This is a genomic window from Arthrobacter sp. AFG20 (assembly GCF_002892795.1).
Classification (GTDB): domain Bacteria; phylum Actinomycetota; class Actinomycetes; order Actinomycetales; family Micrococcaceae; genus Arthrobacter.
In genome coordinates this window covers 15,684-34,571 of record NZ_PJMC01000002.1, presented here as the reverse complement: position 1 = coordinate 34,571, position 18,888 = coordinate 15,684, and the positions used below count along the sequence as shown (strand labels likewise).

At 63.7% G+C, this 18,888-nt stretch carries 16 protein-coding genes; 5 read left to right on the top strand and 11 right to left on the bottom strand.

The genetic code is table 11. The features are described 5' to 3' along the window. Positions 1–267: 267 nt before the first annotated feature. The 4 genes from CXZ05_RS02140 to istA form a co-directional block, all read right to left on the bottom strand. The gene (locus CXZ05_RS02140; protein WP_180987230.1) at positions 268–1,266 is read right to left on the bottom strand and encodes a hypothetical protein; all 999 of its coding nucleotides are present in this window, start codon (positions 1,264–1,266) and stop codon (positions 268–270) included. Between the two features lie 247 nt (positions 1,267–1,513). Next, entirely contained in the window at positions 1,514–2,305 is a 792-nt protein-coding gene (locus tag CXZ05_RS02135; RefSeq protein ID WP_102970985.1) for a response regulator transcription factor, read from the bottom strand. 776 nt (positions 2,306–3,081) lie between these two features. Further along, positions 3,082–3,831, bottom strand: a complete 750-nt coding sequence (locus CXZ05_RS02130; RefSeq protein ID WP_102970984.1) for an ATP-binding protein — start codon at positions 3,829–3,831, stop codon at positions 3,082–3,084. Beyond that, positions 3,828–5,384, bottom strand: a complete 1,557-nt coding sequence (istA, locus tag CXZ05_RS02125; protein ID WP_102970983.1) for an IS21 family transposase — start codon at positions 5,382–5,384, stop codon at positions 3,828–3,830. The genes CXZ05_RS02130 and istA overlap by 4 nt, the downstream gene beginning before the upstream one ends. Positions 5,385–5,437: 53 nt before the next feature. On the opposite strand from istA, the gene CXZ05_RS02120 reads away from it, so the two are divergent. From CXZ05_RS02120 to CXZ05_RS22945, 5 genes are all read left to right on the top strand, one after another. Next, positions 5,438–6,217, top strand: a complete 780-nt coding sequence (locus CXZ05_RS02120) for a TerC family protein (protein ID WP_258006408.1) — start codon at positions 5,438–5,440, stop codon at positions 6,215–6,217. A gap of 113 nt (positions 6,218–6,330) precedes the next feature. After that, positions 6,331–7,569 carry an IS256 family transposase gene (locus CXZ05_RS02115; RefSeq protein ID WP_374754620.1) on the top strand — a complete coding sequence of 413 codons (1,239 nt, stop codon included), beginning with the start codon at positions 6,331–6,333 and terminating at the stop codon, positions 7,567–7,569. Positions 7,570–8,045: 476 nt separating this feature from the next. Next, positions 8,046–9,098 carry a helix-turn-helix domain-containing protein gene (locus CXZ05_RS02110; protein WP_102970981.1) on the top strand — a complete coding sequence of 351 codons (1,053 nt, stop codon included), beginning with the start codon at positions 8,046–8,048 and terminating at the stop codon, positions 9,096–9,098. An 873-nt stretch (positions 9,099–9,971) separates the two neighbouring features. Beyond that, positions 9,972–10,193, top strand: a complete 222-nt coding sequence (locus CXZ05_RS23250) for a hypothetical protein (RefSeq protein ID WP_146033030.1) — start codon at positions 9,972–9,974, stop codon at positions 10,191–10,193. A gap of 197 nt (positions 10,194–10,390) precedes the next feature. Continuing rightward, positions 10,391–10,531 carry a hypothetical protein gene (locus CXZ05_RS22945; protein WP_219726519.1) on the top strand — a complete coding sequence of 47 codons (141 nt, stop codon included), beginning with the start codon at positions 10,391–10,393 and terminating at the stop codon, positions 10,529–10,531. A gap of 192 nt (positions 10,532–10,723) precedes the next feature. Here CXZ05_RS22945 and CXZ05_RS02100 read toward each other — a convergent pair whose 3' ends face one another. From CXZ05_RS02100 to CXZ05_RS02065, 7 genes are all read right to left on the bottom strand, one after another. Beyond that, entirely contained in the window at positions 10,724–11,053 is a 330-nt protein-coding gene (locus CXZ05_RS02100; RefSeq protein ID WP_102970980.1) for a hypothetical protein, read from the bottom strand. Between the two features lie 370 nt (positions 11,054–11,423). Next, a complete protein-coding gene (locus tag CXZ05_RS02095; RefSeq protein WP_102970979.1) occupies positions 11,424–12,167 on the bottom strand; it encodes a DUF2071 domain-containing protein in 744 nt (247 codons plus the stop codon). Between the two features lie 211 nt (positions 12,168–12,378). Then, complete coding sequence (locus tag CXZ05_RS02090) at positions 12,379–12,807, bottom strand: hypothetical protein (RefSeq protein WP_146033029.1); 429 nt, start codon at positions 12,805–12,807, stop codon at positions 12,379–12,381. Positions 12,808–13,482: 675 nt separating this feature from the next. Beyond that, positions 13,483–14,226, bottom strand: coding sequence for an MBL fold metallo-hydrolase (locus CXZ05_RS02080; protein WP_102970976.1), 744 nt, complete (start codon positions 14,224–14,226; stop codon positions 13,483–13,485). A 598-nt stretch (positions 14,227–14,824) separates the two neighbouring features. Then, positions 14,825–17,332, bottom strand: coding sequence for an FAD-dependent oxidoreductase (locus CXZ05_RS02075; protein ID WP_102970975.1), 2,508 nt, complete (start codon positions 17,330–17,332; stop codon positions 14,825–14,827). 35 nt (positions 17,333–17,367) lie between these two features. Continuing rightward, complete coding sequence (purU, locus tag CXZ05_RS02070; RefSeq protein WP_102970974.1) at positions 17,368–18,330, bottom strand: formyltetrahydrofolate deformylase; 963 nt, start codon at positions 18,328–18,330, stop codon at positions 17,368–17,370. A 37-nt stretch (positions 18,331–18,367) separates the two neighbouring features. Next, the gene (locus tag CXZ05_RS02065; protein WP_102970973.1) at positions 18,368–18,718 is read right to left on the bottom strand and encodes a bifunctional 3-phenylpropionate/cinnamic acid dioxygenase ferredoxin subunit; all 351 of its coding nucleotides are present in this window, start codon (positions 18,716–18,718) and stop codon (positions 18,368–18,370) included. Positions 18,719–18,888: the final 170 nt, after the last annotated feature.

The following is an 18,888-nucleotide window of genomic DNA, read 5'->3' as shown; positions in this document are numbered from 1 at the left end:
AGATGGGGGAACGAGGATTGAGGCCCCTGAACCACCAAGGGCTCGGGAGGCCAAGGGTATTCAGTCGGCAGGGTGTCCGGGAAAAACCCGCCTTGCCGGTCTGTACGCAAAAGAGAAACTGATGAGCCTCAATGCTAAGCACACTTACTTAGGGTGTCGAGAGGTAGCCCGAAAAATGTATGTTCGATGCTGCGTTGAAGACCTGCCGCCGGTTAAGGCGGTCGCGGTCCTGCCGGGTGAAGAGCAGACCAGGCTAGGTTCAGCCGTCTAGGTCCGGTCGCGTGCGAGCCGGCTGCGGCGCTCCTCCTCGCGTTTTGAGTACGCGGCCGCGCGGATTGCTTCATCCGACTCCAGGCCGGTGCCAAGGGCGCCGCCGACGGTCGCCGCCGACGCGACAAACCAGGTCAGCACGAACAGGTCGCCATAGCCGAGCGATACGTGGAGGTAGCCGCCCATTACAGCAGGATCGAGGACAAACAGCGCCCAGGCCAGGTTCACCACGTAGAGCGCCAGATAGCAGATGAGCACCCCGATGGTCAGGGTCACCAACGTCGAGGTGTTGTAGAGACGGGACCTTTCCCTGGCCTCCGCAGAGTTGTCGTCGGGGCGGTCCCATAGTTCCCCGTCGATCACGAGCCAGGCAACAACGAGCGCGATGGAGGCGATCATCGCGACCACGAGGCGCCACCACGACAGGGAGCCGGCCAGCAGCCAAACCGTGGAGTTGATCGTGGCAACCGCTCCCGTTGCCAATGCTGCCACGAGCGCGGACTTGAGCCCGGGCACGAGGAGCCACGGACGGTTGGCGAGCACCATGCCCACGAGCAAGCGCCAGCGGCTAGTGAAGCGGGGGAGCGGCCCGCTGTGCTCGTCCCGCGTGTTCTCGGCCATGCCGCTGGCGAGAGCGTGCACTGCATGCCGGGCACGTTGCTGCATACGGAGCCCGCCGAGCGCCGGCAGCGACAGCACAGCCGTGCGGCGTTGTGGGTCGGTCTCAGCCAGCAGGTACCGGCCGTCATCCTCGTCGCGAAACGGAAGCTCGGTCAGCCCGATCACGACGTCCCATTCGTGCTGACGGGCCTGGTCCCGAAGCCGCACCAACGCAGTGTCGACATCCTCGGAACCCATGGTGAATGGCTCGCTCACGATCTCGATATCCCAGGTGCCGCGATCCTCGCCGCCCGGCGGCTCGAGGTCACTCAGTAGGCGTGCGATCTCCGTGGGCGAGGCAGGGTCGGCCACGAGGCCCACCTGGATCCGCTTCATCACGGCAAGCTACCATAAAACGACAGGAGCGACGACCTGCCGGGAGCACCATTGACGCGCCAACCGCGAACGGACTGGACTCCACGAGCAGGAATCTGAGCGCGATGACCCCTAACAAGTTGAGCCAAGAAATTCTCCAGGTGAACAGGCCCAGGCCATAGCCATGAACAGGCCATACGGGCTACGCCCGGCTTCGAGCGCCGATAACCTGGATTGAACAAGCGCCGAACCGACCTCGTCGCCACCTTCACGTTGCCCCGTTCTGCGGGTGTGCTTTGACGGGTGCGAGCCGATATCCCACACCGCGCACCGTCTCTACCCAGCGCGGGTACTGCTGGTTATCGCTTAGCTTGCGGCGAAGATTACCGATATGGGCCTCTACTGCCCGTTCATCGACTTGACTGATGTACATGCCGTACCGGCTGTACTCAGTGTGGAGTACTCGAACGAGACGCGTCCTGGAGCAGACCCTTCCTGCCACACGTAACAGCTCGTGAAGGAGAGTGAACTCGCTTCGTGTCAGACTTATGGCGGACCCTCGAACCATGACTGTCCGGGTCTTGTGATTAAGTTCCAACCCGTTGTGCCGGATGACCAGCTCATCGTATACTTCCCCGGGTGACGAAGGCATGGGATCAGGCACGGGCAGGGCCATACTGGAGGATGCGTAACGAGGTCTACGCATCACGGCCATAAGCCGTGCCCGCAACTCACGCGGACGGAACGGTTTGGTGATGTAATCATCTGCCCCACCGTGAAATGCCGTTAAAACATCGCCCTCTTCATGCCTGCCCGTCAGCATGACAACGTAGGCGTCGCTGAAATCGCGAATTCGCCTCAGGACTTCGAAGCCGTCAATGTCCGGGAGGCCAACATCTACCGTGACGACGTTGGGATTTTGACGTCGGACGAGTTCAACGCCCGCCCTTCCATGCGCCGCTGAACAGACTTCAAATCCTGACTGCAGGAGGACCGCCTCCAAGAGATTGCGCATGTCGGCGTCGTCCTCGATTATCACCGCCAGGCCAAGGTCGCTCATAGAGGTCCCCAGGTCTGAAGCTGCCCTCGAGTAGCGCGAATGAGGTATTCGCGGCCCGGGCAATTAGGCGTGTTCGTGCAGTTCAATGCTGGGTTACCTCCGGAACGGCCTCGGTAGAGACTTCAGCAAGCTTGTGTTGCCCGGGCGTTCTCCAGACAGCCGGCCAGCACCCCCGGGCTCGATGACGGATCTGATGTCCGGATCCTCTTGAAAGCGAGCGGCTTCTTGAATTACTCCAAGGGCGTTTTGTCCTTAGCCCTCCACTGAGGACAGTAAACCGCCCACCCGGCCTGGGTTGCCGAGGCAGCGCGCCTGGTCGGTGAAGATCCCACCCCGCCGGTATGGGGGAGCCGGCGGGGTGGAACGGGGAACGTTGAAAAGTCTAGGGCTCTTCAGGACGAGAAGAAGCGTTATTGGTTTCGATGGGTGCAGACCTTTGCCGTCAAAGCATCATTCCATGCAGGCGCGTGGACGCTCTGTTCTCTCTTACGCCGTCAAGCGGGGAGCGTGGCTGAGGGGTGGGGCATCCTTCGGGCCAGAGCATGGGATGGCTGGCGTCGGTGAACGAGGGAAAATCATCACCCTGATTTCTTTGCACTAGGCTGAAATGCCCTCCGGGCGGCCGACGTGCACGCCCTTGTCAAGACGTGCGAGCCCTGTTCTGAGTATTTGAAGCTTTGAGCGCCACCTGTTCGTGCGGTTCAGCGCCGGGGTTCGTGCGAGAGAGCGCCAGCGGTCGTATGGCCTGGCGCCGCTGACGCCCTCCGTGACGGTTGCTAGGCGGTTACGAGTGCCGTGTGCTCGCGCATGTTGTAGCTGCCTGTCTCGACCCAGATCGTGTTGTGGATGATCCGGTCCATGATCGCGTCGGCGTGAACGCCGGAGCCGAGCCGCTGGTGCCAGTCCTTCTGCGAGTACTGGGTGCAGAATACTGTTGACGTCTCCCCGTAGCGGCGTTCCATCAATTCCAGCAGCATGGTGCGCAGCGATTCCGTAGGTCGATCCAGCAGCCACTCATCAATGACGAGCAGGGTAAATGCCGCATATTTGCGCAGGAACTTGCCGGATCCACCAGGGGTGTCTTGGGCGGCGACCCAGGCTTCCTCGAGGTCGGGCATGCGGACGTAATGGGCGCGGATGCGGTGTTCGCAGGCGCGCTTAGCAATCGCGCATCCCAGGTAGGACTTCCCCGACCCGGTGAACCCTTGGAAGACAACGTTCTGGTGCCTGGCCACGAACGAGCAGGTGCCGAGCTGGCTCAACAGCGGCCGGTCAAGCCCGCGCTCGTCAAGGAGGTCGATGCGGCGCAGGTCAGCGTTCGGGTAACGCAGCCCCGCCCGCCGGATCAGGCCGGTGACTTTGGCATGGGTGAACGATGCGTAGGCGTCATCGACGACCAGCCGGAGACGATCTTCGAACGGCAGGCTAATGCTCAGCGTCTCGTCTTGGGTATCGATGGCCTCCAGCAGCTCGCCCGCATTCATCTCCCGCAGCTTGCGTTTGGTTTCCGTGTCCAGGCGGCTCATCGGGTCCCTCCTGCGTAGTAGGAGCTGCCGCGCACGTATCCGCCGCCATCGTCGGCATCAGGCTCCTCGACGTGCCCGGTTTTGTCCTGCCCGGTGTCCAGGATCGGCCGCAGGTGGGCGTAACGGGGCGATCGTATCGGCCCGCGCAGCGCGAGCTGGCATGCGGCTTCCACCCGGGCTGGTGAGAACCTGCGAGACAGGCGCAGGACCGCCAGGGCTGGGTCGTAGCCAGCTTCCTCGATGCGGGCAGACTCGAAGATCTTCTCGATCACGGTCCCGGTCGCCGGTCCCAGCCGTAACGCCCAGGCGTCGATCCGGGCTCGGTCCCAAGCTTGCCAGCCGTGTCCCTCGGGCAGGTCGGCTTCGTTCGTCCGATACTGGTTCGTCGTCGTCACGGGCACCAGCAGGTGGCTGGTCAGGCGCTCATCACCCCGATAAATCTCGAGCATGGTGTCCGTGACGCGAAGATCAACGCGCGCGCCGATGTGGGTGAACGGGACGGAGTAGAAGTTTTTTGCCCAGACCACGTGTCCGTTCCGGCCCACTTTGCGCCCATAGGTCCAGGTGCTGATCTCGAAAGCCACCGCCGGCAACGGTTGCAGCAGCGGCTTCTCCTCGGCCGTGAACACGCTCAGCCGGGAGCCCTCCCGCTTCTGGAACGGCTGTCGGTTGTAGGCATCGATCTGCTCCCGAATCCGGGCCCGCAGCTGCGCCAGGCTGGTGAACTGCTCCTGCCTCAGACCCGCAATCACCCAAGTGGCGATGTGCGAAACAGTGTTTTCGACGCTCGCTTTGTCTTTCGGGTGCCGCACCCGGCCCGGTAGTACCGCCGCCGAATAATGCGCCGCCATCTCCCGGTAGGCGTCGTTGAGGACGACTTCGCCCTCGCGCGGGTGAGAGATCACCCCGGTCTTGAGGTTGTCCGGGACGAGCCGCGGGACCGTGCCGCCGAAGAATGCGAACATCGCCGCATGCGCGCGCAGCCATGACTCCTGCCGCATATCCAACGTCGCCTCCACGAACGCATACCTGCTGAACGGCAGGCACGCGACGAACAGATACACCTTCGAGATCTCTCCCGTTGCCGGGTCAATGACCTGCATCGTAGGCCCGGACCAGTCGACCTCGACGCTGCGGCCGGCCTTATGCCCGACCCGAGACGACGCGCCAGTGACGTTGGCGTAATCGCCGTAAAGCCTGCAGAACCGGTCATAACTCATCGCCGCCTGCCCGGCCCGACTGCACCCGTCAAGATACTCCTGGTGCAGCAGCTTCAACGTCACCCCGACCCTTGCCAGCTCACGGTGCACCTGGACCCAGTCCGGCTGGGCGAACACGCTCTCCCGCACCCCGCGGCCGGGAAACAGCGCCAGATACACCTCGCCCTCAGATTTCTCCGCAACGTCGTCCCAACCGAGCCCGAGCTGATCCGCAGCATCGATCACCGCCTGAACGCTGTGCCTGGACATGCCCTGAGCAAGCGAGATCGCTCTGCCGGACAGGCCCTGGTTGCGCAACTGTAAGACGAGCTTCGCCCTGATCTTCCGTACCATTACCGGTACTCCTTCCACCACGTGGCCGTCACGCGGTGGAAGGAGCCTTACAGGTGGCGCTCAACCACACCAACACCGGCGCTGAACAGCGCAAATCGTGGGCCCGGACCCCGGCGCTAACCCGCCCCACACATGGACCCTTCAAGAGCCAATATTCACTGTTCGAGCTCTTCGGGCAGGGCTTTTCCGGCAGGGACCTGGTCCTGATTTTCGGCGGCCTGTTCCTGGTCTACAAAGCAGTCACCGAGATCCACGAAAAACTCGAAGGGCGTGAGTCACACGGCCCGGGCCGGGTCGCCAGCGTAACGTTCGGTGCCGTGCTGACCCAGATCATCCTGCTCGACATGGTGTTTTCCTTCGATTCGGTGATCACCGCCGTCGGCATGGTGGACAACCTCCTGGTCATAGTCACCGCGGTCCTGCTGTCCTTCAGCGTCATGCTCTTCTCCTCGAAGTTCATCTTCGCCTTCGTCAACCGGCACCCCACCGTGAAAATGCTGGCCCTGGCCTTCCTGGTGCTGATCGGATCCTTCCTCATCGCCGACGGCTTCGAGGTCAAGATCGACAAAGCCCTGATCTACGGGCCCATGGCCTTCGCCATCATCGTCGAAGCCCTGAACCTGACCCACAAGCGACGTCAGGAAAAACTCGCAGGCGAACCCATCGAACCGGTCCATCTCCGCCACGCATACTCCAAAGCCGATGACCACGACGCCATCGCCGCCGCCACGTCAACCGGACCCGAAGCCGGGGCAGTCTGCCTCTCCCGCAAACCCGTCACCGGCCGGACCGTCGACGGCGACGGCCACCAGGAACCCGCCGGCCTCGGATAAGCCGACCTATGTCTGAACGACCGTTCGCGGGACTGTCTGAATAACGGTGGATCCGTGGTTGGCCTGACACGCCGGGCGTTGCCTGGCGGGGAGGACCGATCATGAGCGACACCATGGATCCCATGGCGACTGATGTGGATCAGCAAGAGTTAGCACAGCAGCTCCTGGCCCAGGCCAGGGAGCAGGGCATCGACCTTGTCGGCCCTGACGGGTTGTTGAACCGGCTCACGAAAAACGTCCTGGAGACCGCGTTGGAAGCGGAAATGGACGAACACCTCGGATACGAAAAGCACGACGTGTCCGGGCGCGGGAGCGGGAACTCCCGCAACGGCACCCGCACGAAGACCGTGCTGACCGAGATCGGGCCGGTGGAGATCGACGTGCCGCGGGATACCGGCTCGACCTTCGCTCCGCAGATCGTGAAGAAGCGCCAGCGGCGGCTGACCGGCGTGGATGAGATCGTGTTGTCACTGAGCGCGAAGGGCCTCACCACCGGGGAGATCGCGGCCCACTTCGCCGAGGTGTTCGGTGCCAGGGTCTCCAAGGACACCATCTCGCGGATCACGGAGAAGGTCATCGGCGAGATGACCGAGTGGCAGAATCGGCCCCTGGACCGGGTCTACCCGGTGGTGTTCATCGACGCGATCCACGTCAAGGTCCGCGACGGGCAGGTCACCAACCGGCCGGTCTACGTCGCGATCGGCGTCAGCGTCAACGGCGAACGCGACATCCTCGGGCTATGGGCCGGGGACGGCGGCGAAGGGGCAAAGTTCTGGCTCTCGGTGCTGACCGAAATCAAGAACCGCGGCGTCGAGGACGTCTGCATCACGGTCTGCGACGGGCTCAAGGGCCTGCCCGAGGCCATCACCACGGTCTGGGAGCGGTCTGTGGTCCAGACCTGTATCGTGCATCTGATTCGCAACACCTTCCGCTACGCCGCCCGGCAGTACTGGGACGAGATGTCCCGGGACCTGCGCCCGGTCTACACGGCACCTTCCGAGGCCGCAGCGAAGGAACGCTTCGTGGAGTTCTCGACCAAATGGGGCCGGCAGTACCCGGCGGTCACCCGGCTGTGGGAGAACGCCTGGAGCGAGTTCGTGCCGTTCCTGGACTACGACGTCGAAATCCGGCGGGTCATCTGCAGCACCAACGCCATCGAATCCGTCAACGCCCGCTACCGGCGCGCCGTCAGGGCCCGGGGCCATTTCCCCACCGAGCAGGCGGCCCTGAAATGCCTCTACCTCGCCACCCGGGCACTGGACCCGACAGGCAAAGGCAGGGCACGATGGGCCACACGATGGAAGCCGGCCCTGAACGCCTTCGCCATCAGCTTCGACGGAAGAATCAACTAAATGCCAACCGTGGATCCACCGAAAATCGGACAGTCCCCCGTTCGCACAAGGGGGTGTGAAGGAGAGGGTCAGCAGAACCGCGGAGCGGCGGCGGGTCAGAACAAGGTATTGAGAATTGGCCAGCAGGCAGCGGTGACGCGGGGGAAGTGACAGGTAGAGAGCAGGATGGAAGCCGGGGTTGCTCGTCGAACACACCTGCCGGGAGAGGCACTGGGTCGTCTGGTATCCGCTTGTGCCTTCCCGTCTCGCAGCCGTTGTCGGCGCATGTGCTGGAAGAGACCCCCTCTGTGATTAGTGCACGAATTGTTTGGCCGCAAGTGGTTTGATAGCTTTTCTCTGGTTCCTCCCGGCAGGTATGCCCCCCAAGTCCCTGGCGGGAGGAACCATCAGGTCGGAGGACTCCCGGTGCAGTAATAGGGGACAGGCTGCCCCTGCAGATTGAAGATGGTTTTCGTTCTTAACAGCGGGAAGGTTCCATGGGATACATCTCCGCCTCCGGCGACGACGCCGGTGGGCTGGGTGCGGGGGAACCTCAGGGTGCGCGGATTCGGCGTTATGGCGTTCCGGCCGTGCTGAATCCGGAGGAACGATTTGAACACTGGCGCACTTGGTATGGCAGTGCGGTTGACACTCCCATGCGGCTGGAAAAAGTCGAAAACTCAGTGCATCGCAATTTCAATCCAACCGCTTCAAGCCTGGATGGTCCCGGTTTCAGCATTGTCGAGCTCGTCAACGAGCCAGTGGCCGGCTACTGGAACCGGGATTCATGTTCCGGAGAAATCAGGATTGTACATTTCAAAACCTCATCGGCCGAATTTCACTTCTCAGGCCGCTCAGAAGTGATTTCTCCTGGCACGGTGAGGTTTCTGGATCTGTCTTCCGGCGGCGGCTTCAACGCACACGCCGGGTTGGGCACGGTGCAGCTCAACATCGACTGTAGCCTGCTTGGCCTGGACGAAAAGTCGGTGAATCGACTGCAGAGAATGACCGATATCCGGGAGAACCCGCTGGTCCGGGGACTGCTTCTTCCCTGGTTGTCGGACTGGCAGCGCACTGGTATCGAGCGGGAGGTGCACCGGCTCGAGCCGGTCGTCCGATCCATGATGGCGGCCCTGACCAGTTCCCTGCTGGAGGCCCCCGCCGCGGACGACCTCAAACCGGCACGCCTCGCGGCGGTCAAGAAGTTCATACACAGGAACTACAGAAACCAAGACCTTGATGTTGACGCGGTGGTGGCTTACTCGTTTCTTTCCCGCCGCGCACTCTACTACCTCTTCGAAGATGAACATCTGCCCGTGAACACGTACATCCGCGCGCTCAGGACACTGGAGGCACTCGATCTCCTCACTGACCCCAACTCCAGGAGGCGTTCCCTGGCAGGCATAGCAGAGGCCAGCGGATTCAAGAGCCTGCAAGCCATGCGCCGCGCCGTCAAAGAATCAAGTGACTTCTCTCTTAAGGACGTGCAGGAGAACCCCGAAGCGCTGCGAAGCCGCGCGCATGAACTCAGGAAACTGATCGGGACTTAGAGCGGATGCCAGGCATCTTGCGCGGCGGCGCTGCCCGCGACTGCTGCGCGAAGTCCCCTCCACGAAACCGGGCCCCAGTAAGTAGCCGCCAGCCACTGTCCTGCGCCTGAAATCCGCCTCAGAGGTCGTCCGGTTGTTTCCAGGATCCGTTCTGCAGCCGTGGCCCCAGCCCGGGCAATATCTTGGCCCATCCAGCCGTCGCCGCACCCATTCGACACTTGAGAAACGATCAGGCCCAGGGGCCGGCACAGATGACCCGCCACCACTCCAGGCGCAGTGGGAGAGACAGGCCGCGGTTGGTGCCTGCTGGTTTCTGGCAGTGGCTATGCCAATGCTTTGCACGAGAGGCCTCTTTGAGGTTCAAAGATTGCACGAACTGAAAGCTGCCACCCGCTGCTCTCCGCGTCACCGGCCGTAGGATTTTAGAGAGCCGCCGATGGTGGAAGCCGGAACGGGAACCACAGCGTTGTCCGTCTCATCGCGGGTCAATCCGTGGTTGGGCTGAATGTGGGCATGCGCCCAGCGACTGGTGACCCGCGGTTCGAAAAGAGATCGCATTGAGGCGGACATCATGGCGACGAGTCCCCAGCACGAGAGAGAGCGGAACCGCAGAATGATCACGGGCACGGAGACCGGGCATGTCTATCGCGTCACGGGGGACAAGCCGCGGTTGATCGACGAGGACTTGGGCAGGGCCGTCGAGTTAGTCCAACGGCGAGCCATGACGGACGGCAGGCATGGCATCCTGGTAACGCGGCATTCTGCTGGGTCTTTCAGCGTGGCCGTGAGCGCCGATGTGCCCTACGGAGTGACGCGGGAATCGTGTGAGATGGGGATCCCTCACCCGTGACTGGAGCCCAAGATCCTGAATCGATGAAAGTTGCATTTGAGTTCATTCCGGAGGGAAGCCATGTGGATCTGTTCAGCCACGGCCACCACATTGGGGGTGGCGTCATTGATGAGTGGATGCCAGATGGTTCATCGTTCTGGATCTGGCTCGATAATGGAGCGGGCAGGCGCCTTGTACACGAGAGTGACGTCGTAAAAATCGTCGCCTCTGCCCCAAATCGCGACAGCTGGTCCGCGGATGCGTGACGACGGAGGGGTGCGGACAAAGCTTTTCGCCTGGCCCCGTCCGGATCAGACGTCCCGTTTTCCGAAAGCCTTGGCCCGGCCCCTCTTGCCCTGCGCCGAGCAAAATCAGGGATTCGAGGGAGCAGGGCGCTTGTTCCCTGAATGGGCAGCGGCCACTCATGCCCGCAGTGGGCCACTTTCTTGGCGCGGTCGGGGGTATGGCCCAGGAGCTGGCGGTCCGGTGCCTGCTGGACCAGGTGGAAGTCATCCAAGGCCTGTACGGCCTTGACCTGGCCGACGGCTGGCGCGGCCGGCTGGAGGAACGCATGCTCGAAGACACGGACAGTGAAATGCTGTAGTAGAACGCGATGGACGGGTTCGAAGGCGATGTTGAACGCAACAGGCAGCTCGATCTCGCCCCGATGGAGCTCAAGGACTGGTTCGAGCCGTTCAACGACTCGTACTTTCCGGCCTTCGTGCATCAATCACTGAAGCCGGGGAGCCCTACTTCTACCGCGTATTGGGGGCACCGCGAAAGTGCTGTTCGGGAGTCAGCGCTCCAGGTCGTCCGGGTCGAACAGGCTCAGCGGAGAACCCAGGTCTGACTGGTCGTCACCGGGACCCGGTTCCTCGCCGGTGGGCGCTTTGCCGGGGTCGGTCGCTGCAGCGGCCTCCTCCAGCGTCGGCGCATCTGTCCCTTGCTGCTTTTCGACGTGCGGAGTCTGCTCACTGAGGAAGTCCTCTTCCTCTCCCGATACCGTATCGTCCTGCAGAAGAGGCTCTTCCCGTCCCCTGCCGGCAGCGCCTTGCCCTTGGTCGGCAAGGATGCCGTCATGCCGGACAGCATCAGGTTCTTCGACAGGAAACTGGTCTTCGGTCATTCTCGCGCCTTTCTCATCACCTGCGTGTACCAACATGGCAGCAAGGCAAGCAGCAGGCCAGGGACCGGCCGCGAGCCTGACACCGGAGTTTGGAGGCGCGAACTCCAGGGCCTCAACTCCGCAACGCTGCAGTGAGGCGATCTTCCCAGAAAGGGGTGCAGAGCCGGAAGCCCCAGTGATGGTCCTATTCGTTCCAGCGATAGGACTGATCGTCTGCCACCTCCCCGCTGACCGGTGTACCCTAGCGGCCAGGCGGCCGTGATCACCGAAAGGAGCGGCCGGGCCCGAGGGAGTATCTCTTCCGTCCCCGCAGCTGCGCGTGCTGCCGGCCCGCTCTTCCGGCGCCTGTCCCGGTTATGCTGTCCTACGCTCAGCCGAGAACCTGCCGGGGCTGTCCGAACTGCGTCCGGACACCGGGGGAGTACAGCACGGAGTCAGGCGGGCCGTGGACCCTGATGCCGGCGGCGCGGACCAGCGTGTCTTCCACTGTGGCGGCCGGAGCGCAATACAGCGGCCAGGGCCGGTGGGCGATGGGGAGGTAAAAGACCCGCCGCCCGACACGGGTATGCAGTCCGAAGCGGGCTGTAAGCCAGAGTGACAATCCGTCCAGAGCCGGGTGGTCCATGTCAGGATAGGCGCCGAATGAGGACTTCCCCTGCCCGCGGAACCGCTCCACTTCGTATCCGTATCCCGGGGAGGTGCCGCGCATCGTCGTGGGGCGGCAGCGGGACCACACGTACGGCACTCCGGCGGCACGGGCGGCCAGCACGAACGCGAGCCTGTCGGCGTCCAAGGACAGGAACACCACGCCGTGCCGCCCCGCAGCGTCACGGGAATACAGGCGGACATTGACCTCCGTGAACGTTCCGGCATAGGGAAGACATAGGCGCGGCCCCAGGCAGGTGCCCGTAACCCGGAAGCCGATCAGGCCGACCCACGTCATACCGGCATATACGTCAGGCTCGACACCCGGGGGCATGTAAGGCTGCGCTACTGGCACGGGAATCCTCCAATGAAGGAACACCACATCAGCCCATGACTGCTGCACCCGCAACGGGAAATATCGGGCGTCTTCGCTCAGCGGTTCTGCCCAGGCCTCACTGTCCGCACCCATCTCACTCCCAAACTCTGGAACTGGCCCATGTCGCCTGCGCCGAGTCCGCGGAACTGCACTTGAACCGACCGCTCTATCCCTCCGGGCAGCCTTTGCCCGGTTGTTACCGAACCGGATGTTCGGCGGCTATTCAGCGGCCCAAATCGGTGACGTACTCCCGGCTGCAGCCCAGTGGCGAGGCTTGGCCCGAACGAGTTCGCAGACGTGGCGCTCATTCGGGCACCTCCAGCCGAAAGCCGCACCGGCATTTCAAGACCCGGGTGGAGAGGTAGACGTCGCGCGTGTCCCCGGGTGCACTGTCGCTGCTTACGGACGCGGACAGGCGGCGCAGTTCAGAACCGGTCTTTTTCATCAACTCTCCGCAGTGCAGGTAGTGCCAGCCGAAAATCAGCAGGTCCCCTGTTTGTTCCCGGCGGCCCAGGACCATTGAAAGGTCAGCCACCCGGGCAGGGTGCTCACTGAAGAGCCCGCACCGGCCGCAGGTATAGGAGGCCACGACGACGTCGGCAGGATGGTCGGGAAGATCCGTCACCGCTTTGATGTCGAGATGGCGGTCGGTGCCGCAGTGCTCGCACATGACGGGCGAAATGCGCCCAGGTCCTCCTGCACCGGACCGGAAGCCGGGGAATCCCAGTGCCATGATCAGCCAAAGTAGGGGTAGCTGGCGCGGGCGTAATCTGCTGCGGCGCGTCTCTTCGTCCTCAGCGGGCCGCTGTCATTGACCTGGCACAACAGGCCCATCCCTGCGCGCAAGGCCGAGCCAGGCGCAGGCTTCAGCCCCTGGAATAAGCGCCAGGTCGTGGACCGCCCGTAAAAGCAGCCCCGCCCCAGCGGTCCATCCGAGCCGGGGGATGGGGGAGTGGCGTTGCGAAGGAACTGCTGGAAATGGGAGGTGGCCATGGCAGGCTCTTTCCGCGGAATGCAGGCGGGGCCGCCATGAGGCTACAGCGGCGTTACCTCCGGACGCTGCACAACGCCGGGAGGGGACCTAAGCGCGCTAGACTTCTCACGCGCAAATTCCTGTACTGAACAGTATCCCGCGCTCCCACAGCTTGTATATAGGAAAATGGGAGGTGGCGGCAGCCATCGCCGTGCGGGAAACGAGCGCGGCCTTGTAGCAGTGAGAACTACTTGCAAATGCAACCGATTTGGTCAAAAGCGACCGATTTCCGGCGCCGATCCGGCCGGACTAGCCGGATTTTCTCTCGGCGCCCTTGGCCGTGGCCAAGACTGTTGCCACGCCGAGAATGACAATTCCGTCAAACTGCCGCCCCGGAGGCAGGTTTCAGCAATAGTTGAGTAGGGAGAGCATGTTTCAGTGCGCTCCGGTTTCCATGGCTTGGCGTACTGCTTCGGCGGCGCCGTGCTTCCACGGAACTCCGTGACCGGGCAGGACCACGGCAGCGCCGGTAGCTGCTATGGCCTGCAACGAAGCCAGTGACTGCCGGGTGTTGTTTGTTGCTGCGGAAGCAACGATTTGAGGGCCGGACTTTCCGGTGTACGGGTCAAGGGTCACCAGAGCATCACCGCTGAGGACGATCCCCCGATCCGGCAGCTGAAGTATGCAGTGACCGTCAGTGTGACCTGGAGTGTGTACGACGGTCGGCCGCCCGGGCACCGGCACGGCGGCACCGGCTTCCAGCACCTGCGTCTCGGATATGCCCTTGACCTTGAGTGCCCCGGCGGCGGCCATGCCGCCGAGCAGGGGCAGAGACCGGGGGTGGGTGAAGGGGTACAGGAAACGGTTACGCTCCGGCTTGTACCGGTACGGGTGCGCGGCCAGGTAAGCGTCCTGTTCGTGGACCAGCACAGGCAGGCCCCACTCCCGGTGGGCCCGCAGGGCGAATCCCACATGGTCGAAGTGGCCGTGCGTGAGCACCAGCGCCTTGACATCCCCCGGGCGCCTGCCGCGGTCCTCGAGGAGCCAAAGCAGCATGGGCCACATGCTCGGTAGACCCGCGTCGACAAGCGTCACCCCCTCGTCGTCTTCGATGACGTAGCAGTTGACGTGGGCATGGGTGATCAGGTGTACGCCTTCGCCGACATCCGGACAGATCATGTGCCTCCCTCGAACCTCAGTACGTTGTGTTCCCGCGTCCGTGATTGGTCTTGCTTCGTCTAGAGCATTAGTGGGACGGTCCGCCCAGCCTGCATAGGGGCCACCACCCATGTCAAGAGGGCGCGCCAAGAGCGCAGCAGAACGGAGCCCATCTTGTTTTTATCCACGGCCGGCATTGGTAGTCCGGCTCCCGGTGCGGGCTTGCCAGGCCGAACGGCGACCTCGGAAGCCGGGAACCGCGTAGCCGCAGCCTGGAGGCCGGTCATCCTGGCCGGCTCGGACTGCTCCACGCGGCCACGTTATCGGCTAGGCGCATCCCTGGCTGACCCGACATTTGCTTCGGACCAGCTAGTCCTGATCCGACGTCCGGGCTACTGGCTTGGAAAAACCGCTGAGGCCGTTATGAGCTTTCCCAGTCATGCTGGCGATAATAGACGTTTCATCAGCCCGCACCGCCTCATTCGCGCGGGGCAAAGTGTCCGTTCGCGCTCGACCGGAGGCGGAACGCAAAACGGTGGTTGAGCCCGCCGGGTTTCGACAAGCTCAACCACCGCCGGCGGGCTTACCCGCCAGGTTTCGACAAGCGAAACCAGCGGCCTCAGCCGCGGAGGCGCTCCATGCCGGGGTCGAACAGGGGCTCGGCGCTGACCGTGGCGGGGACCCGGCGGCCGAAGTACTCGATCTCCACGGCGTCACCCTCGGAAACCGCGGCGGGCAACCAGGCGTAGGCGATCGGCTTGCGGATCGAGTAGCCGTACGCAGCGCTGGTGACGTACCCGGACGCTACCCCGCCCACGTACACGGGTTCCTTGCCCAGCACGATGGACGTGCCGTCGTCGACCGTCAGGCAGCGCAACACCTTCTCCGCCGGCTGTTCCTTGAGGGCCGCCAAAGCCTCGGCCCCGACAAAGCCCACCTTGTCCTTCGCCACCGAGAAGCCAAGGCCGGACTGGTAAGGGTGGTGCTCGGTGGTCATGTCCGTGCCCCAGAGGCGGTAGCCCTTCTCCAGGCGCAGGCTGTTGAAGGCACCGCGGCCCGCGGCGATGATGCCGTGTTCCTGTCCGGCTTCGAACAGCAGGTCCCAGAGCTTGAGGCCGTATTCGGCGGTGGTGTACAGCTCCCAGCCGAGTTCGCCCACGTAGGACAGGCGCATGGCCGTGACGGGGATGCCGCCCACCGAAATTTCCTTGGTGCGGAAGTACTTCAGGCCGTCATTGGTGAGGTCGTCGCTGCTGACCTTGCCGATCACTTCGCGCGCCAGTGGGCCCCACAAGCCGATGCAGCAGGTGCTGCCCGTGATGTCGGTGACGTGCACCCACTGCGCCGGATCGGGGGCCGACTGCTTCCGGGCCTCCACGCGCAGGTAGTCGAAGTCGACGTTGCTGTTCACGCCGAGCTGGAAGTCCTCCTCGCCGAGCCGGGCGACGGTCACGTCACTGCGGATGCCGCCGTCGTGCTCCAGCAGCAGGCAGTAGGTGACCGCGCCGGGCTTCTTGGCGATGTTGCCAGTGCTCAGCCGGTGCAGCAGCGCCTGGGCACCCGGGCCGTTGACGGCCAGCCGCTTCAGCGGCGTCATGTCGTACAGCGCGACGGCGGTACGCGTCTTCCACGCTTCGGCCGCGGAGATGGGGGAGGAGAACATCGCCGCCCACGGCTCGCGTTCCGGAGCCTGCCACTCGGCCGGCAGCTGGTCCAGCAAGGCGCGGTTGGCCTCAAACCAGTGCGGACGCTCCCAGGCGGAAGCCTCGAGGAAGAACGCGCCGAGTTCCTTCTGCCGGACGTTGAACGGGCTGACGCGCACGTCCCGCGGGGATTCCTTGGGCTGCAGCGGGTGCAGGACGTCGTAGATCTCCACGAAATTCTGCTGTGAGGTCTCGCTGACGTACTCGTCGCTGGTCTGGACCTTCTCGAAGCGGGTGAGCTCGGTCCCGTGCAGGTCGGTGCGGGAACGGCCCTCGGTGAGCAGCTCGGCCACGGCCTTGGCCACACCGGCGGAGTGCGTCACCCACACGGCCTCGGCAACGAAGAAGCCTAAGAGTTCCGGGGCTTCGCCGATCAGCGGGCCGCCGTCAGGGGTGAACGAGAAGATACCGTTGAAGCCGTCCTCGATCTGGGTGGCGTGCAGGGCGGGCAGCAGGTCCTGGCAGTCCTCCCACGCGGGCGCGAAGTCCTCGAGAGTGAAATCAAGTCGCGACGGCATCCGGTGGTCGGACATTTCCTCCGCGCCGACGCGGGGCAGCTGTTCCATGTCCACCGGCATGGGCCGGTGGGCGTAGCTGCCGATGCCGATCCGGTCGCCGTGCTCGCGGAAGTACAGGTCGCGGTCCTGGTAGCGCAGGATAGGCTTCTGGGCGCCATTGGGCAGGTCGTTCACGCCCTTGAGTTCAGGCAGCGGCGTGGTCTTGACGTACTGGTGGGCCAGCGGCAGCAGCGGCACCTCCAGGCCCACCAGCTTGCCGAGTTCACGGCCCCAGAAACCGGCGCAGGACACCACGATGTCCGCAGGAATCACGCCGGAGGACGTCTCGACGCCGGTGACCTTGCCGCCCCACTGGCTGATGCCGGTGACTGTGGTGGAGCCGAGGAAGGTCACGCCGCGCTCGCGGGAGCGCTCGATGAGCAACTGCACGGCACGGGCAGCCAGGGCCAGCCCGTCGGTGGGTATGAGCAGGCCGCCCAGGACCTCGCGGCCGCCGGTGAGCTTGCCGGTGTTCAGCAGCGGGTAGATCTTTTCGCATTCATCGGCGTCGATAATCCGGCTTTCGACGCCCCAAGAGGTCATCACACCCATCTTGCGCCTGAGGTCGGCCAGGCGCTCGGGAGTGGTTGCCAGCTCCAGGCCGCCCACCTGGTTGAAGCAGGACTGGCCGTCCTTGCTCAAGGAGAGCAGCTTGTTGACCGTGTACGTGGCGAACTCCGTCATGGTCTTGGATGCGTTGTTCTGGAACACCAGGCCGGGGGCGTGCGAGGTAGAGCCGCCGGCCAGTTCCAGCGGGCCCTGTTCGACGACGGTGATGTTGTCCCAGCCGCGGCTGGCCAGCTCGTCCGCGAGGTTGGTGCCGACGATGCCGGCGCCGATGATGACGACGCGAGGTGTTGCGCTCATGGTGTGTGGTTCTCCTGGTTCGCGTTAGCGGAAAATTAGCGGAATACGACGGTGCGGGTCTTGTTGAGCAGGACGCGGTGCTGGCAGTGCCACTTCACGGCGCGGGAGAGCGCCTGGGTCTCCGCATCCCGGCCTACCGTCACCAGCGCGTCCGGGTCGAGGGCGTGGTCCACGCGGAGGACCTCCTGTTCGATGATGGGGCCTTCATCAAGATCCGCGGTGACATAGTGTGCCGTCGCGCCGACCATTTTCACGCCGCGGTCGTAGGCCTGGTGGTACGGCTTTGCGCCCTTGAAGCCGGGCAGGAACGAGTGGTGGATGTTGATGGCCCGTCCGCGGAGCTTGCCGCACAGATCGTTGGACAGTACCTGCATGTAGCGGGCCAGCACCACGAGGTCGGCGTCGTATTCGGTCACCAGCTCCAGCAGGCGGGCCTCGGCCTCGGGCTTGGTGCCGGCCGTCACCGGCACGTGGATAAAGGGCAGTCCGGCTGCCTCGGCCATGGGCCGCAGGTCCTCATGGTTAGAAACCACGACGGCGATTTCCGCACCCAGGCTTCCCGCCCGCCACCGGAAGATGAGGTCGTTCAGGCAGTGGCCGAACTTCGAGACCATGACCAACAACCGCTGCGGGCGGCCGTCGTGGATACTGAAGTCCATGCCGAACTCGCCGGCGATGGCCGCGAACTCGGAGCTGAGGTCTTCCGCCGTCTGCTGGTTGAGCACCTCGAAACCGTCACGCTGGTTGAGCCGGGCGAACGGACTTTGATCGCCGTCGTCGCCGCTCTGGGTGAACGCGGTCCGCAGGTAGAGCTTGCCGCTGACGTGGTCATCGAACTGCTGGTGCTCCACGATGTCGAAGCCGCGGTCGGCCAGGAACGTGGTGACGGCGCGGACGATGCCCGGCCGTTCGGGGCAGGCCAGGGTGAGGACAAACTCAGTGCTGCGGGCTTTGGCGCTGGCACCGGCCGCGGGCGCGCCTTCAAGGACTGTGGACAAGATTTTCTCCGAAATGTAGTGGCAGAGCGGGGGCGGCTTAGACGTGGCCGTTAACTGTCAGCCCAGGGGGAAGGTTGGGCGCCTCATCGGACTCGATGACCATGATGTCGCCGTCGACAACGGTCACTTCGTGCGTGCGGACGGGGAGTTTGGCCGGCGGTGCATCAACCTGTCCGGTCCGGAGATTGAACTTTGAGGCGTGCAGCGGGCACTCGACCTCGCAGCCTTCCACCCAGCCGTCGGTCAGTGAGGCGTCCTGGTGCGTGCAGGTGTCGTCAATGGCGAAGAGCTCGCCCTCCTCGGTGTGGAAGACAGCGATGGGCGGCGCAGTGTTCAGGCGCAGGGCTTCCCCTGGTGCCAGTTCGCTGAGCGGGCATGCCTTGTGCATGGGGGCCTCTTCTCTCGTTTGGGGAGGTATAGGGAATGGCCGGCGTCTTGTTCCGAATGGATCAACCACCGTCGTAATATGCAACAGCGTGCTTTCGCTCACACTGTTTTGTCAAGGGTTAATGGCCCGATGACGCGGACCTCCTTTAATGAGTCACCAACCCCTTGACA

Coding starts and splice junctions, on each gene's coding strand:
- CXZ05_RS02135 (WP_102970985.1), bottom strand. CDS start 2,305: ATGAGCGACCTTGGCCTGGCGGTGATAATCGAGGACGACGCCGACATG.
- CXZ05_RS02065 (WP_102970973.1), bottom strand. CDS start 18,718: ATGCACAAGGCATGCCCGCTCAGCGAACTGGCACCAGGGGAAGCCCTG.
- CXZ05_RS02130 (WP_102970984.1), bottom strand. CDS start 3,831: ATGAGCCGCCTGGACACGGAAACCAAACGCAAGCTGCGGGAGATGAAT.
- istA (WP_102970983.1), bottom strand. CDS start 5,384: ATGGTACGGAAGATCAGGGCGAAGCTCGTCTTACAGTTGCGCAACCAG.
- CXZ05_RS22945 (WP_219726519.1), top strand. CDS start 10,391: ATGGCCCAGGAGCTGGCGGTCCGGTGCCTGCTGGACCAGGTGGAAGTC.
- CXZ05_RS02140 (WP_180987230.1), bottom strand. CDS start 1,266: ATGAAGCGGATCCAGGTGGGCCTCGTGGCCGACCCTGCCTCGCCCACG.
- CXZ05_RS02075 (WP_102970975.1), bottom strand. CDS start 17,332: ATGAGCGCAACACCTCGCGTCGTCATCATCGGCGCCGGCATCGTCGGC.
- CXZ05_RS02100 (WP_102970980.1), bottom strand. CDS start 11,053: ATGACCGAAGACCAGTTTCCTGTCGAAGAACCTGATGCTGTCCGGCAT.
- CXZ05_RS02090 (WP_146033029.1), bottom strand. CDS start 12,807: ATGGCACTGGGATTCCCCGGCTTCCGGTCCGGTGCAGGAGGACCTGGG.
- CXZ05_RS02115 (WP_374754620.1), top strand. CDS start 6,331: ATGGATCCCATGGCGACTGATGTGGATCAGCAAGAGTTAGCACAGCAG.
- CXZ05_RS02080 (WP_102970976.1), bottom strand. CDS start 14,226: ATGATCTGTCCGGATGTCGGCGAAGGCGTACACCTGATCACCCATGCC.
- CXZ05_RS02095 (WP_102970979.1), bottom strand. CDS start 12,167: ATGGGTGCGGACAGTGAGGCCTGGGCAGAACCGCTGAGCGAAGACGCC.
- CXZ05_RS23250 (WP_146033030.1), top strand. CDS start 9,972: ATGAAAGTTGCATTTGAGTTCATTCCGGAGGGAAGCCATGTGGATCTG.
- CXZ05_RS02110 (WP_102970981.1), top strand. CDS start 8,046: ATGGGATACATCTCCGCCTCCGGCGACGACGCCGGTGGGCTGGGTGCG.